General features: G+C 39.9%; 17 protein-coding genes and 1 pseudogene. 7 read left to right on the forward strand and 11 right to left on the reverse strand.

Features of this window, described 5'->3' with window-relative positions; translation table 11 throughout:
* The first annotated feature begins 160 nt into the window (after positions 1–160).
* Both pmbA and OOA_RS20330 read left to right on the forward strand, forming a co-directional pair.
* Positions 161–1,501 carry a metalloprotease PmbA gene (gene pmbA / locus OOA_RS13025; protein WP_008912619.1) on the forward strand — a complete coding sequence of 447 codons (1,341 nt, stop codon included), beginning with the start codon at positions 161–163 and terminating at the stop codon, positions 1,499–1,501.
* A 624-nt stretch (positions 1,502–2,125) separates the two neighbouring features.
* A pseudogene (locus tag OOA_RS20330) lies at positions 2,126–2,764 on the forward strand (IS3 family transposase); the annotation flags it as partial.
* A 96-nt stretch (positions 2,765–2,860) separates the two neighbouring features.
* On the opposite strand, the gene rnk reads toward OOA_RS20330, so the two are convergent.
* From rnk to kdsD, 11 genes are all read right to left on the reverse strand, one after another.
* A complete protein-coding gene (gene rnk, locus OOA_RS13035) occupies positions 2,861–3,271 on the reverse strand; it encodes a nucleoside diphosphate kinase regulator (RefSeq protein WP_008912622.1) in 411 nt (136 codons plus the stop codon).
* Between the two features lie 445 nt (positions 3,272–3,716).
* On the reverse strand, positions 3,717–3,989 hold the full coding sequence (npr, locus tag OOA_RS13040) for a PTS phosphocarrier protein NPr (protein ID WP_008912623.1): 273 nt from the start codon (positions 3,987–3,989) through the stop codon (positions 3,717–3,719).
* Positions 3,989–4,840 (reverse strand): RNase adapter RapZ, encoded by an 852-nt coding sequence (gene rapZ, locus OOA_RS13045; protein WP_008912624.1) that lies wholly within the window; start codon positions 4,838–4,840, stop codon positions 3,989–3,991. Before rapZ ends, npr begins: the two co-directional genes overlap by 1 nt.
* Positions 4,841–5,137: 297 nt before the next feature.
* Positions 5,138–5,605, reverse strand: a complete 468-nt coding sequence (ptsN, locus tag OOA_RS13050; RefSeq protein WP_008912625.1) for a PTS IIA-like nitrogen regulatory protein PtsN — start codon at positions 5,603–5,605, stop codon at positions 5,138–5,140.
* A 184-nt stretch (positions 5,606–5,789) separates the two neighbouring features.
* The gene (gene hpf, locus OOA_RS13055; RefSeq protein WP_008912626.1) at positions 5,790–6,077 is read right to left on the reverse strand and encodes a ribosome hibernation promoting factor; all 288 of its coding nucleotides are present in this window, start codon (positions 6,075–6,077) and stop codon (positions 5,790–5,792) included.
* Positions 6,078–6,099: 22 nt separating this feature from the next.
* Positions 6,100–7,545, reverse strand: coding sequence for an RNA polymerase factor sigma-54 (gene rpoN, locus OOA_RS13060; protein ID WP_008912627.1), 1,446 nt, complete (start codon positions 7,543–7,545; stop codon positions 6,100–6,102).
* A gap of 44 nt (positions 7,546–7,589) precedes the next feature.
* The gene (gene lptB, locus OOA_RS13065) at positions 7,590–8,315 is read right to left on the reverse strand and encodes an LPS export ABC transporter ATP-binding protein (protein WP_008912628.1); all 726 of its coding nucleotides are present in this window, start codon (positions 8,313–8,315) and stop codon (positions 7,590–7,592) included.
* Between the two features lie 5 nt (positions 8,316–8,320).
* Positions 8,321–8,869, reverse strand: coding sequence for a lipopolysaccharide ABC transporter substrate-binding protein LptA (lptA, locus tag OOA_RS13070; RefSeq protein WP_008912629.1), 549 nt, complete (start codon positions 8,867–8,869; stop codon positions 8,321–8,323).
* Complete coding sequence (lptC, locus tag OOA_RS13075) at positions 8,853–9,446, reverse strand: LPS export ABC transporter periplasmic protein LptC (RefSeq protein ID WP_008912630.1); 594 nt, start codon at positions 9,444–9,446, stop codon at positions 8,853–8,855. The genes lptA and lptC overlap by 17 nt, the downstream gene beginning before the upstream one ends.
* A gap of 15 nt (positions 9,447–9,461) precedes the next feature.
* Positions 9,462–10,022, reverse strand: coding sequence for a 3-deoxy-manno-octulosonate-8-phosphatase KdsC (gene kdsC, locus OOA_RS13080; RefSeq protein ID WP_008912631.1), 561 nt, complete (start codon positions 10,020–10,022; stop codon positions 9,462–9,464).
* Positions 10,023–10,037: 15 nt separating this feature from the next.
* Positions 10,038–11,006, reverse strand: a complete 969-nt coding sequence (kdsD, locus tag OOA_RS13085; RefSeq protein ID WP_008912632.1) for an arabinose-5-phosphate isomerase KdsD — start codon at positions 11,004–11,006, stop codon at positions 10,038–10,040.
* A 711-nt stretch (positions 11,007–11,717) separates the two neighbouring features.
* Here kdsD and mlaF point away from each other — a divergent pair.
* Genes mlaF through mlaB form a run of 5 tightly spaced genes read left to right on the forward strand, consistent with a single transcriptional unit; the run spans position 11,718 to position 14,768 of the window.
* Positions 11,718–12,521 carry a phospholipid ABC transporter ATP-binding protein MlaF gene (gene mlaF, locus OOA_RS13090; protein WP_008912633.1) on the forward strand — a complete coding sequence of 268 codons (804 nt, stop codon included), beginning with the start codon at positions 11,718–11,720 and terminating at the stop codon, positions 12,519–12,521.
* Between the two features lie 6 nt (positions 12,522–12,527).
* Positions 12,528–13,310, forward strand: coding sequence for a lipid asymmetry maintenance ABC transporter permease subunit MlaE (mlaE, locus tag OOA_RS13095; protein WP_008912634.1), 783 nt, complete (start codon positions 12,528–12,530; stop codon positions 13,308–13,310).
* Between the two features lie 3 nt (positions 13,311–13,313).
* The gene (mlaD, locus tag OOA_RS13100) at positions 13,314–13,811 is read left to right on the forward strand and encodes an outer membrane lipid asymmetry maintenance protein MlaD (protein ID WP_008912635.1); all 498 of its coding nucleotides are present in this window, start codon (positions 13,314–13,316) and stop codon (positions 13,809–13,811) included.
* A 35-nt stretch (positions 13,812–13,846) separates the two neighbouring features.
* The gene (gene mlaC / locus OOA_RS13105; protein WP_008912636.1) at positions 13,847–14,473 is read left to right on the forward strand and encodes a phospholipid-binding protein MlaC; all 627 of its coding nucleotides are present in this window, start codon (positions 13,847–13,849) and stop codon (positions 14,471–14,473) included.
* 4 nt (positions 14,474–14,477) lie between these two features.
* Positions 14,478–14,768 carry a lipid asymmetry maintenance protein MlaB gene (gene mlaB / locus OOA_RS13110; RefSeq protein WP_008912637.1) on the forward strand — a complete coding sequence of 97 codons (291 nt, stop codon included), beginning with the start codon at positions 14,478–14,480 and terminating at the stop codon, positions 14,766–14,768.
* The last annotated feature ends 57 nt before the right edge of the window (positions 14,769–14,825 follow it).

The raw sequence follows: 14,825 nt of genomic DNA on the forward strand, positions 1-14,825 counted from the left end.
ATTGAATCATTGTGACCTGCATGTGCGATAAATGGCAACTTGAAGTATGATAGATATATATTTTGGCTATTGTAGCTGGGAAAAAGGCCTAATGACTACCTGACATTTGTGTGTTGGCGTAAAAAAGGTGTTTTTGCCTCACTTTATTTGGATTGAGCATATGAGTTTAACTGAACAAGTCAACGAACAACGTAAAAAATTAGAAGATGCGGTTGCGCAAGCACTCTCTTTTGCCAAAAGCCGTTGTGATGCAGCTGAAGTTGCTGTAAACAAAAGCACTGGAATTAGCGTAAGCACTCGCCAAGGTGAAGTTGAAAATGTTGAGTTCAATAGTGATGGCGCACTCGGGATCACTGTTTACCATAATCAACGTAAAGGCAGTGCATCTTCAACTGATTTAAGCCCAGAAGCTATTGAGCGTACAGTACAAGCGGCAGTTGATATTGCACGCTATACCTCAGAAGACCCTTATGCAGGTCCTGCCGAAAAATCATTATTAGCTTTTGATTCACCGGAATTGCAGCTATTCCAAGCTAGTGAGATTACACCTGAGGATGCGATTAAGTTGGCTTCGCAAGCTGAGATGGCCGCGCTTGCTGTAGACTCACGTATTGTAAATACAGAAGGTGGTAGCTTTAATGGTCATTATGGTGTGCGAGTGTTTGGTAACTCGCATGGCATGTTGCAAAGTTATTGCTCAAGTCGCTATTCGATGTCTAGCAGTGTGATTGCAGAGCAAAATGGTGAAATGGAGCGTGACTATGCCTATACCATTGGCCGTAGTCTTAGCGCATTACAATCAGCTGAATGGGTTGGCCAAGAATGTGCTCGTCGTACATTAGCGCGTTTATCGCCAAGAAAACTCCCCACGATGAAGGCTCCAGTCATTTTTGCATCTGAAGTTGCAACAGGGCTATTTGGACACCTTGTTGGTGCAATTAGTGGTAGCAGCATCTATCGTAAATCATCTTTCCTGTTAGATAGCCTAGGTAAGCAAATTTTACCTGAGTGGCTGACCATTAATGAACAGCCGCATTTGATTGGTGGATTAGCCTCTTCACCTTTTGATAGCGAAGGTGTTCGTACGACAGAGCGTAATATCATTGAAAATGGTGTGCTGCAAACGTGGTTAATGACCTCTTATTCTGCTAGAAAATTAGGGTTACAGAGCACAGGTCATGCTGGTGGTATTCATAACTGGCGTATTGCAGGTCAAGGCCTTTCATTTGATGCATTATTAAAGCAAATGGGAACAGGTCTTGTTGTCACAGAGTTGATGGGGCAAGGCGTTAGTGGGATCACGGGTGATTATTCACGTGGAGCATCCGGTTTCTGGGTTGAAAATGGTGAGATACAATACCCTGTAAGCGAAATCACGATTGCTGGTAATCTGAAAGATATGTGGTTGAATATGGTTACGGTTGCCGATGACATTGAAACACGCAGTAATATCCAGTGTGGCTCAGTACTATTGCCTGAAATGAGTATCGCTGGTCAATAACTCGATATTATAAATTCAAAAGGCACTCGGATGAGTGCCTTACATATTGGTTATAAATTTTATTATTTACAACCAATTAGCAAAATAATAAAAATAAAGTAAAAAAATAGATTAACTATTTTTAATACCTAGGGGCTATTTTTTGCAGATCCTATCATTAATTACATTGCGATGAATTGTACTTCAAAGCTAAATCTAAAATTCAAGTCACATGGTTATTTTATCAGTGAGCGCCGTAAAACCCCGTCTTTATGAACTGCACCCCAAAAGTTGGACTCTTTTAGTCTAAATTGAAGGGAGCATTTTATGTTAAACCATACGCTAGAGTTTAAACTTGAAATTATTCAGGCTTACCTAAATGATGAAGGCGGGCCTAAAATACTCAGTAAAAAATTTAAAATTAATCATGCCACAATCCGCCTATGGATTGAAAATTATCGATTACATGGAGTAGATGACTTAAAAGTTAAAACGTCAAAACAAGTTTATTCTCCTGCGTTCAAATTTTGTGCAGTTCAAATGATCCTTAATGGAACATCTCTATATGAAGTTCGCAGGCAACTTGATATCAGTGATAGATCAATACTTAGAAATTGGTTGCACCAATACAAAGAACAAAATAGAGGCGTAACAATCAATCATAAGTGCGTCCAGCGATTGATGAAGCTATTAGGCCTTAAGTCCTGCATTAGGGCGACGAAATATCGTTCTTATAAAGGTCAAGTGGGTAGAATTGCAAAGAATATTTTAAAGCGAAAGTTTAAATCTAAGAAGCCCAATCAGAAGTGGGTCACTGATGTGACGCAGTTTAATGTTCAAGGTGAAAAGTTTTATCTTTCCCCCATAATGGACTTATTTAATGGTGAGATTGTTTCCTACCACATGTAACATCGTCCTACATATAAGCTAGTTGATGATATGCTAAAACAGGCAATTACAACGCTAAAAGCAAATGAAAAACCACTCATTCACTCAGATCAGGGATGGCAGTATCAAATGGCTCATTATCAACAGCAGCTAAAGGAAAGAGGCTTAAAACAAAGCATGTCACGAAAAGGAAATTGTTTAGATAATGCGTCAATGGAAAGCTTTTTTGGGATACTTAAATCTGAGTGTTTTCACGGAAAAGAATTTAAATCGGTTGATGAATTAGAGCAGACCGTGAAAGAATATATACATTACTATAACCATGAACGAATCAAGGTTAAATTGAAAGAACTAAGTCCTGTAGAGTACAGAACTCAGTTCTTGAAAGCCGCTTAATGGGATCACTTCATTTAGGGAGGGGAGCAGTCAAGCTGACCATATAGCTTTGCTTTTACCTACACGAATTTCAAATTATTTTGGATATGTAAACCATTAACGGTGAAATTCACCCGCAGCTTCTGGTTGATAAACAATTTCAAGTACTTTGACGCGAGTTTTGACACCGTTTGGTAAGGCCCAACTGATCTCATCATTAACACGCAAGCCTAGCAATGCAGCACCAATTGGCGCCATCACTGATAGTTGCTCAGTGCTATTTTTCAAAGAAGCAGGGTAAACTAAGGTACGTGTACGCTCTTCATTGCTGATCAAATCAAGAAAACGAACAGTGCTGTTCATTGTGACGATATCAGCAGGGATCTCTTGAGGTGAGACAATATCTGCACGATCAAGTTCTTCATTCAGCGCTTCTGCTACTGGTGTTCCCGCATAAGCAGCTTGTTCCATCAGTGCATCAAGGCGTTCTGCATCTAAATCATTAATAATAATTGTTGGCTTTGTCATACCACACTCCAATAGAAAAATACAAAGCAAACACCCCCCACCCAATTAGGCAGGGGGTGTCGCTGTAATAAATTTATATGAAATATTAGGCTCTTCGGGCATTAAAGGGAAGAGATCGGGATCACGATCTACGAGCCAATGCCTGTAAAACTATTGATATCAATTGATACCCTTTATACTTCAAGTTGCCTCGTTGTTGACTGCACTCACAAACACGAGTCACAGAGTTATCTATGCTCCTAGCGATTTGCTCGTTTGTCGCCTAGATGCAACTCGAATTATTTAGGGTATCTACCCAGTATATTCCAAGCTGCCTCGTTGTTGAGTGCATTCATAAACACTAGCCACAGAGTTATCTATGCTCTTAGCGATTTGCTCGTTTGTTGTCGCCTAGATGCAACTCGAATTATTTAGGGTATAGATGCTAAATAGTGGGTTGATAATATTAATTTTCATCAAACCCACTATCGAAGAGGCTAATAATCGCCGATAAAGCCTGAACTTCATCGGGGCCGCTGACCTCAATATCAATGGTGCTACCTTGTTCCGAGTCTAACATCAACATTGCAATAACGCTATCAGCCTCAGCTTCAATGTGGTTATTATTACGCAATATAACTCTAGAGTTATATTTTTGAACTAATTCATAAAGTAATATCGCTGGCCTAGCATGCATGCCAAGACGATTTTTTAACGTAATTGTAGACTTTAGTACCATTACTTACGTTTTTCTAAAGTTCTGTGACGCGATTGAACATTCTTACCACGAGAACGAAAGTAATCTGCTAATTGTTCTGCAACGTATACTGAACGGTGCTTTCCTCCGGTACAGCCAATTGCAACAGTAAGGTAACTACGATTGTTGGTTTCAAGCATAGGTAACCATAACTCAAGATAGCTTCGAGTTTGGTAAATAAAGTTATGCACTTCAGTATGCCTATCTAAGAATGCCGCAACAGGACGATCAAGTCCTGTCATTGGACGCAATTTAGGATCCCAATGCGGGTTCGGTAAAAAGCGCACATCAAATACGTAGTCAGCATCAATAGGGATACCATGTTTAAAGCCGAAGGACTCAAACACCATCGTGAGTTCACGTTCACGTTTGCCCATTAAACGTGTTCTTAGCATTTCTGCTAATTCATGAACTGACATCTCGGAGGTATCAATCACTAAGTCAGCACGAGACCGAAGTGGCTCTAAAAGCTCGTTTTCTTCATCAATAGCACTTTCAAGTGATAAATTTTTACTTGAAAGTGGGTGCAACCTACGGGTATCACTATAACGGCGAATTAATGTGTTGCGATCAGCATCCAGAAACAGTAGTTGAGGCGAAAAACTTGACGGCAGTCTATCAAGAGCCTCTTCGAAGATCTCTGGGTTATCTGGCATATTGCGCACGTCAATGCTCACAGCGGCTGAAATATTACGATCTGCGAGCGAATTCGCCAGTTCTGGAAGCAGCACAACTGGCAGGTTATCTACACAATAGAAACCCATATCTTCCAGCGCACGTAAGGCAACGGATTTTCCCGAACCGGAACGGCCGCTGACAATCATCAGCACCATGAGCTAACTCCCTTTGTTTCTTTTTATGATCATATGATCACGATGTGTTGAATAGATTTTTAATCACTTTGGCTGACATTACAGTTTATGTCTACACCTATATATCTATTTAATCTTGAGTTACTCGTAATTATCTTTGAGCAATCCGAACCATAATATTATCAATGTGATTTGGGTCGCTAAGAGCTGTTTTACTGGCCGTAACCATAATCGCTCAAGTTATTTTGGTTGTATGATAAAAATACCAAAATTTCATAAATGTGTAACCATATGATGGCAAAGTAATTTAATTATATGCTACTCAGTAATTATGCTATACAACTCACCGTCGCTTTGTGCAGATCTCAAACGTTTGCAGAACGATTTATCCGCTAGTTTTTTCGCAATCAGCGACAGTGTGTGCAAATGCGTTTTGCACTGATCGGCAGGTACAAGCAACGCAAAAAGCAAATCAACCGGTTGGTTATCTATAGCATCAAATGTAATTGGGTCTTCTAGGTGTAAAAACACACCTACAGCTTGTGTATGTTCGCCTTCGGCTAACTTGCCATGAGGAATTGCAATTCCTCCACCAATGCCTGTTGTTCCTACTTTTTCTCTGGTCAGTAAAGCTTCAAATACCGTGTTTTCCGGTAATCCCAACTCAGCGGCTGCTAGTTCACTAATAACCTCTAACGCTTTTTTCTTACTCGTACAAACGAGATTGTTACGTGTACAGGTTTGAGATAATACGGCGCTTAATTGGATTTCTATATCACTATTCATTTTATTGTTCACTTAGGACTACAAAACCAGGTGGGCTACCACCTGGCTTGAAACATTTATACCCGTCATACTTCAAGCTGCCTCGTTGTTGACTGCATTCACAAATTCGAGTCACATAGTTATCTATGCTTCTAGTAATGTGTCGCCTAGATGCAACGCGAATTATTTAGGGTATATAAATGTGTTAATGTTGTCTGAGTTTTTCTTTATGCTTGGTTAATTGGCGTGACAGCTTGTCTACCAATTGATCGATTGCAGCGTACATATCACTTTCTTCCGCTGACGCATGGAGTTCTGCACCATTAACCTGCACGGTTGCTTCAGCAATTTGCTGAACTTTTTCAACTTTTAAAACGACTTGAATACCATTGATACGATCAAATAATTGTTCCAATTTTCTGACTTTTTTCTCAACAGTTTCGCGTAATGCAGGGGTCACTTCGATATTGTGTCCAGTAATCTGAAATTCCATACAATCTTCCTTATTTTATCAATTAAACCAATTTTTTACGTTGGTTTGAGGGCGGAATGGATAACGATTCACGATACTTAGCGACAGTTCGACGCGCAACCTGAATACCTTGTTCGGCTATCATGCTTGTCAATTTACTATCACTTAATGGCTTCGCTGGATTTTCAGCTGCAACCAATTTTTTGACTAGCGCACGTATAGCTGTGGAGGATGCTTCCCCTCCAGTATCGGTGCTAACATGACTAGAGAAAAAATACTTCAACTCAAAAATACCTCTAGGACTATGGAGAAACTTTTGAGTTGTTACTCTTGAAATTGTCGACTCATGCATATCCACTTGATACGCAATATCTGCCAGTATCATTGGTTTCATGTATTCATCACCGAGCTCAAAGAATTCTTGTTGTTGCTCAACAATACAGGTAGCCACTTTTAATAATGTTTCATTACGGCTTTCCAAACTTTTTATCAGCCATTTTGCATTTTGCAAATTACTACGAATATATTGTGAATCACTTTCGTTTACTGAATCTTTTATCAGAGAAGCATAATGATTATTAATACCTAGTTTTGGAATGCTATCTGTATTTAATTCAACTTGCCAGTGCCCGCTGATTTTTTTCACCAAAACATCTGGAATGACATACTCGGATTCCCCTGTATTGATGGATTGCCCTGGTTTGGGATTCAATGCCAATATCAAGTCAATAGCTGTTTTTAGGGCATCTTCTTTTAAACGAGTCAATTTAGTCAGTTGGCGAAAATCACGATTTGCAAGTAAATCAATATGCTGGCTGATGATGACCCGCGCTTCTGCTAACCCTTCAGTTTCTTTCGGATAAAGAGATAGTTGGATCAACAGACATTCTTTGAGATCTTGTGCTGCGACCCCAAGTGGGTCAAAGTGCTGAATGCGCTTTAAAACAGCAACCACTTCTTCAATTGTAATATCTGGGTTATCTATTCCCTCATGAATATCGCCAATTGGCGAAGTGAGGTAGCCTGAGTCGTCAATTGAATCAATAATAGCGGTGGCAATTGCACGGTCTGTATCAGTGAATGGAGTAAGTTCTGCTTGCCAAATCAAATAGTCTTGCAGTGTTTGAGTGGTTTCCCCTTGATACACGGGCAGTTCATCATAACTATAATCATTGCTGGTTCCTGAGGGAGTACCTGCCGAATAAATTTCATCCCAATCAGCATCAAGAGGCAGTTCATCAGGCATATCTGCCTTTTCGAGGGCATCTTTGGTATCGATTTCACTACTGTCTGTGCCGCTATCGATTTTATCAAGAGAGTCTAATTCAGTAGCATTTTCTTCTTGTTCTAGAAGTGGGTTAGTTTCCAATGCGAGTTGAATTTCTTGTTGTAGCTCAAGTGTAGAGAGTTGCAACAAGCGAATAGCCTGCTGCAATTGGGGAGTCATTGCCAGTTGTTGGCTGATTTTGAGCTGCAAACTTTGCTTCATGTATACGTTTTTATCTCCACCTCAATTAAGATACGACCGACAACTTACAGTCGGAAACCTTCACCTAAATAAACACGTTTCACTTGTTCGTTTGCAAGGATCATCTCTGGTGTTCCGTGAGCGATCAGATGCCCTTGACTCACAATATAGGCTCTTTCACAGACATCAAGTGTTTCGCGTACGTTATGGTCAGTGATCAGAACACCTAATCCATAATCGCGTAAATGTTGAATAATTTTTTTGATATCCAGAACAGAAATAGGGTCAACACCAGCAAATGGCTCATCTAATAAGATAAATTTAGGATTTGCCGCCAATGCGCGTGCAATTTCTACACGGCGGCGCTCCCCGCCAGATAGTGATTGCCCAATGCTATTACGCAAGTGGGTAATGCTAAATTCTTCCATTAACTCTTCTGCACGCTCTTTGCGTTGCTCAGAGTTAAGGTCATGGCGTATTTCTAGCACAGCCATCAAATTATCATAAACACTTAAACGACGAAAAATTGAGGCTTCTTGAGGAAGATAACCAATTCCACGACGTGCACGCTCATGAAGTGGCAGTAGGCTAATATCTTCGCCATCAATGGTAATTTTACCCGCGTCCCGCTGAACAATTCCGACCACCATATAAAAGGTGGTCGTTTTACCTGCGCCATTGGGACCTAGAAGGCCGACAATTTCCCCAGATTTAACTTCTAGGCTGACGTCTTCAACCACCTTGCGCTTTTTATATGCTTTTGCCAGATTTTCTGCGGTTAATGTAGCCATAACAATTATTTACCCTTTCCGTTGTTAGCCGCAGGACCTTTTTCTTGAAGCTGGGATGGCAGCAATACTGTTGTGACACGTTTACCTTTATCACTAAAAGCTTCCATTTGCTGTGTCGGTACAATATAGGTGATTCTATCACCTTTAATATTGCTGTCTAATTGCTCAAGATACGCATCACCCGTTAATGTGAGAAGTTTTTTATCCACTTCATAGCGAGCTTTAGTCGCATGGCCTTTAATCGGCTTACCATCATCTTGTAATTGATAGAAGGTAACGGGTGTACCATAAGCTTCTACAACGATTTTATTTGGGTCGTTAGTTGAGCGTGTAATGACTACTTTGTTTGCTCGAATATCGATAGAGCCTTGTTTAAAAATCACATCGTCTGTAAAAGTGGTGATGTTTTTTGCTGAATCAAGGGATTGCTTGACAGAATTTATCGTCATTGGTTGTTGAGTATCAGTTTTCAAGGCCAAAGCCGGTACGCTAAGAGCAAAAATTGCGCTGGCAACAGCTCCTTGAATAAAACGCTTTTTATTTATTTGATTCATTTTTTTGCTCTTCATTTTGTAGCACGTAATGTGTTTTCACATCTTCAATTAACTCTGCAGTTCTTGAACGCAGGTTACCGCGCATTTTTAAACCAGTCGAATTAAGGCCTTGCCCGATAATAGTAACTTTGTCATCAGATGAGACATCTTGTGTGACTAGATTGATGACGGCACTTTGTGTTGAAATTCGTTGAATTTGAGAATCAGGACTTAAACTATCTACTTCTACAGTATCATATAGATAGAGAACTCTATCATTTGTCAATTTAGCTTTTTGTGATCTTACAGTCCAGGTTGGAACACCGGCTTCGTTATAAGTTGTTAAAACGGGTTTAGTGAACCAAGTGACTTTTTCCGCAGTATAGTTATCAATTTTTTCTGATACTAATTTATAGGCCAAGTCACCTGTTAGATTATAGACGAAAGTCACTGAATCATCAGTTTGATAATTAGGTTGGCTGTTATCTACCGTAGTGTCTGCTGGGGCATCGGCATTATTGCCAGCTAAGTTCCAGCCAATCAGACCAAGTGCTACTAAAGATAATAGGATGATTAACCACTTTTTAGTGTTGCTCATGAGTATATTTATTCTTTAAATCGATAAGCCTTTAGCTTCTTCCAGTTTATTTTGGGCAAGAAGGATTAGGTCACAAAGTTCACGAACAGCACCTTTACCACCATTAATTCGGGTGATGTAATCTGCTTTCGGTAACAGTATCGGATGTGCATCAGCGACTGCGACAGAGAGACCTACTTTAGCCATCACTGGCCAATCAATAAGATCATCTCCAATATATGCAATCTCTTCACCAGTTAACTGCAGTGTATCTAACAGTTCATTATACGCCAAAAGCTTATCGCTTTGTCCTTGGTAAAGATATGTAATGCCGAGTGTTTTTGCTCGATCTTCAAGCAATTTGGCTTTCCTGCCAGTAATAATGGCAACTTCAATATCTGACGTGAGTAAACAACGTATTCCATAGCCATCACGGACGTTAAATGCTTTAAATTCTTCGCCATTATTACCCATGTAAATTAGTCCATCAGACATGACACCATCAACATCACAGATTAATAATTTAATCTTAGCCGCTTTTTGCAAAACAGTCTGGCTTACAGGGCCATAGCAGGTATTTTGATAATGAGGATCCATAATAATTCCTTTTTTTTACACAACGCCAGCTTGTAGAAGGTCATGCATATGAAGTACACCAACTAATTTATCATTTTCAGCCACCATCAATGAAGTGACATGTTTGGATTGCATAAGGTTTAAAGCCTCTACAGCGAGAATATTTGGTGAAATTCTAATTCCACCAGGGGTCATGACATCCGCAATTTTGGCGTTATTAAGGTCAATACCCATATCAAAAATTCGACGCAAATCACCATCAGTGAAAATACCTGAAATATTCATATCATCATCACAAATAACGGCCATTCCTAATTTTTTGCGAGTCATCTCAATCAATGCTTCACGCAACGTCGCGGTTTGAGGAATATGGGGAATATCATCACCAACGCTCATTAAATCACGAACTAAAAGTAAAAGTTTGCGCCCAAGTGCGCCACCAGGGTGAGAGAGAGCAAAATCTTCGGGTGTAAAGCCTCTCGCTGTCAGTAAAGCAATGGCTAATGCATCTCCCATAACTAATGCAGCCGTTGTACTTGTCGTTGGAGCTAGCCCTAATGGACATGCCTCTCTTGGAACTTTAACGCATAGATGAATGTCAGCATATTTACCCATATTGCTATTCGGATTATTCGTCATACAGACCAATGGGACTTTAATACGTTTTAAAACAGGTAGTAATGCAAGTATTTCACCTGATTCGCCTGAGTTGGAAATTGCTAATACAATATCCCTACTGCTGATCATTCCTAAGTCACCATGGCTAGCTTCGCCTGGGTGGACAAAGAATGAAGGAGTACCTGTACTCGCTAATGTCGCTGCAATTTTTCGCCCAATATGACCCGATTTCCCCATACCCATGACTACGACCTTTCCTTGACAGCTAAAAATTAGCTGACAAGCACGGCTAAAGTCGTCATTAATGTATTGTTCTAAATTTTTTAGGCCTTCACTTTCGATATGGAGAACTTCTTTTCCTACCTGCTGAAAATCGATGTTTGACATTTTCTGTTCCATGAGTAGCTTTTCAGTTAATCGGATTAGCGAGCGCGAATTGTATAACGAATACTTACTGTCAGTAAGTGCTTTGTCAAATCAGTCGAATATTAATTGTACTTTAATGAGTAAAGACTGCATTGCAGTCGACAAAATCGAATAAGACGAAAGGTTTACCTTTTATTAGCATAATAAACTAAATAAAAAATGATAAACTTTAGTATTCTCAAACAATAACAAAATTTTAAAGTCTAAGAGATATCTGCTTCAATTGCATAAAGTAATGATTAACTATAAATAATGTCTTTGTTTACGTATCGTTTAAATGTAAGCATGTGTTATTTAGATGGAGATACGTGTTGCTGTTATTTGTTTGGGCATTTTTACGTAACAAATCACGGTGACAATAACCTTAAAAGGCTAATAGCTCTAAGCTATAAAAGTATAGATTCAAACTCTTGTAGATATATCTTGAGCGTTAAATATCTAAAGTAGCTTTAGTTTAGCTTAATGAGAAAGATAAGTTTATTTATCTCTGCATAAGTGACTGTTTTTAGATGCTAAAATCAGTTAATAACGATACAATTTGAAGTATGACGAGTATAATACTATTAATAAAAATCGAGTACATATTAGACGCTTTTTGTTTTATCTTTGTGTAAGATCGTATCCCTAGCGCGATTAAAAATAAAATTCATGAAGTAACGAGTTATCAAACAAATGCAAGCACAAACAGACAACTTAATTGAAGTACGTAACATGTCTTTTATTCGTGGCACTAGGACAATATTTGAAAATATTAACCTGACAGTACCGCGAGGAAAGATTACAGCCATTATGGGGCCATCGGGGATTGGTAAGACAACCTTGTTGCGCCTAATTGGTGGGCAGTTACGCCCAAATCAAGGTGAAATTTGGTTTGATGGTGATAACATTCCTGCTTTATCGCGTTCAAAACTTTATCAATCCCGTAAAAAAATGAGCATGCTATTCCAATCTGGTGCTTTATTTACGGATATGGACGTTTTCAATAACGTGGCATTTCCATTACGTGAACATACTAATTTACCTGAATCACTGATTCATACGACAGTGATGATGAAATTAGAGGCTGTAGGGCTACGTGGTGCCGCTAAATTAATGCCTTCTGAATTATCTGGGGGGATGGCAAGGCGGGCCGCATTAGCGCGATCAATTGCACTTGATCCCGATTTAATTATGTTTGATGAGCCTTTCGTCGGACAAGATCCGATTACGATGGGCGTGTTAGTTAAGCTTATCGATGAACTCAACCAAGCATTGGGGGTCACGTGTGTGGTTGTTTCTCATGATGTGCCTGAGGTGCTTAGCATTGCGGATAAAGCCTATATAGTAGCTCAGCAGCACGTAATAGCGCATGGCACTGGTGATGAACTCCGAAATAACCAAGACCCTCGCGTTAGGCAATTTTTAGATGGTATCGCTGATGGACCTGTGCCATTCCGTTTCCCCGCCAATGATTATCTGGCTGATTTATTAGGGTAAAATAAGATGATAGTAGAGGCAATCGCTGCCTTCGGACGTCGGTGGATTGAAATTTTTGCGGCTTTTGGTCGAGCTGGCTATATGCTGTTTCGTGCATTGTTTGGAAAACCCGAATTTTCCAAACAATGGCCATTATTGATTAAACAATTGTATGCAGTTGGCGTTCAGTCACTGATCATTGTTGCTGTTTCTGGGCTCTTCATTGGTATGGTGCTGGGATTGCAGGGGTATTTAGTCCTGACCACTTTTAGTGCAGAAGCTAGTCTTGGTATGATGGTGGCATTATCACTATTACGTGAATTAGGCCCTGTGGTAACAGCACTGTTATTTGCAGGTCGAGCTGGCTCTGCGCTCACCGCAGAAATTGGCTTGATGAAAGCGACTGAGCAAATTTCTAGCCTTGAAATGATGGCTGTAGATCCGCTAAGACGAGTTATTGCTCCGCGTTTTTGGGCTGGTTTCATTAGTATGCCATTATTATCGTTGATATTTGTTGCTGTCGGTATCCTCGGTGGGGCACTCGTTGGCGTTGATTGGAAAGGGATTGATGAAGGGTTCTTTTGGTCTTCAATGCAATCTTCTATTGATTGGCGCATGGATATTGTGAACTGCTTTATCAAGAGCTTAGTCTTTGCCATAGCGGTGACTTGGATAGCCTTGTTCAATGGTTATGATGCGATTCCGACATCAGAAGGGATTAGCCAAGCCACAACACGAACTGTTGTTCATGCATCATTATCGGTTTTAGGTTTAGATTTTGTACTTACAGCACTGATGTTTGGGAACTAAGTCATGCAAAGCAAAAAAAGTGAAATATGGGTAGGTTGTTTTATGTTGCTGGCGATAGCCGCAATTATTTTTCTGTGCCTAAAAGTGGCTGATTTAAAATCAATTGGTAGCCAGTCAACCTATCAAATATCTGCTCCTTTTGAAAACATCGGTGGTTTAAAAGATGGTTCACCGGTTAAAGTGGGTGGGGTTGTGGTAGGCCGAGTATCCAGTATTACACTCAATAAAGATAACTATGTACCTGAGGTTAAAATTGATTTATTGAGTGAATATAACAATATTCCTGATTCAAGCTCCTTATCTATTAGAACATCGGGTTTATTGGGTGAGCAATACATAGCAATGAATATCGGCCCTGATGATGAAGAGCTGGGTATTGCTATTTTGAAAAATGGAGGCCGTCTTGAAGATACTAAGCCAGCAATAGTTTTAGAAGATTTGATTGGGCAATTCCTATATAAAAGCGGCGATAGCCAAAGTGCTGAACCTGCAACGCATTGATTCGACATTAAATACAAGTTTAGAAGGAATAAATTATGTTTAAGCGCTTAATGATGGTCGCAATGCTAGCTATTGCACCTTTTGCAATGGCGATTGATCAAACTAACCCATATAAACTGATGGATGAAGCAGCTGAGAAAACGTTTACAAGGTTGACGAAGGAACAGGCTCAAATTCGTAAAGATCCTAATTACTTGCGAACTATTGTACGTGAAGAACTGTTGCCTTATGTGCAAATTAAATATGCTGGAGCATTAGTTTTAGGCACCTATTATAAAAATGCGACCCCTGCTCAGCGTGATGCCTACTTTACTGCTTTTGAAGACTATCTTGAGCAAGTTTACGGTCAAGCATTAGCAATGTATCACGGTCAAACGTATCAAATTGCACCAGCTCAACCACTGGGTGATCAAAATATTGTGGCAATCCGCGTTACCATTGTCGACCCTAATGGTCGCCCACCTGTTCGCCTTGATTTTCAATGGCGTAAAAATAGTAAAACAGGTTACTGGCAGGCATACGATATGATTGCAGAAGGTGTCAGCATGATCACCACAAAGCAAAACGAGTGGGGTGATATCCTACGTAAACAAGGTATTGATGGCTTGACAAAACAGCTTGAAATCAGTGCTAAGGCTCCAATTACGCTCGACGAGAAATAGTCAGATGAGTAATGCTCTAACATGGGAAACCTCAGCAAATACTCTGTCCATCTCAGGTACGCTGGGCAGAGAATCACTGATGGCGCTCTGGGAGAAAAGGCAGTCTTTATTTGTGAAGATTGATCAACTCGATGTGTCAGGATTAAGTCACGTTGATTCTACAGGGCTTGCCATGTTGGTGCGCCTTAAGGGGGAGTTTGAAAAACAGCAACGCCCATTAAAAATAGTAGGAATGAGTGATAATTTAATGACCTTGATGGATCTATACGGCGTTGGAACATTATTACTAAATTAAGTCAGTTTATGTAAAAAAAGCGCCTCTATGTGTTTTTATGCACCAGAGGCGTTTTCT

Source organism: Providencia burhodogranariea DSM 19968 (assembly GCF_000314855.2).
GTDB lineage: Bacteria > Pseudomonadota > Gammaproteobacteria > Enterobacterales > Enterobacteriaceae > Providencia > Providencia burhodogranariea.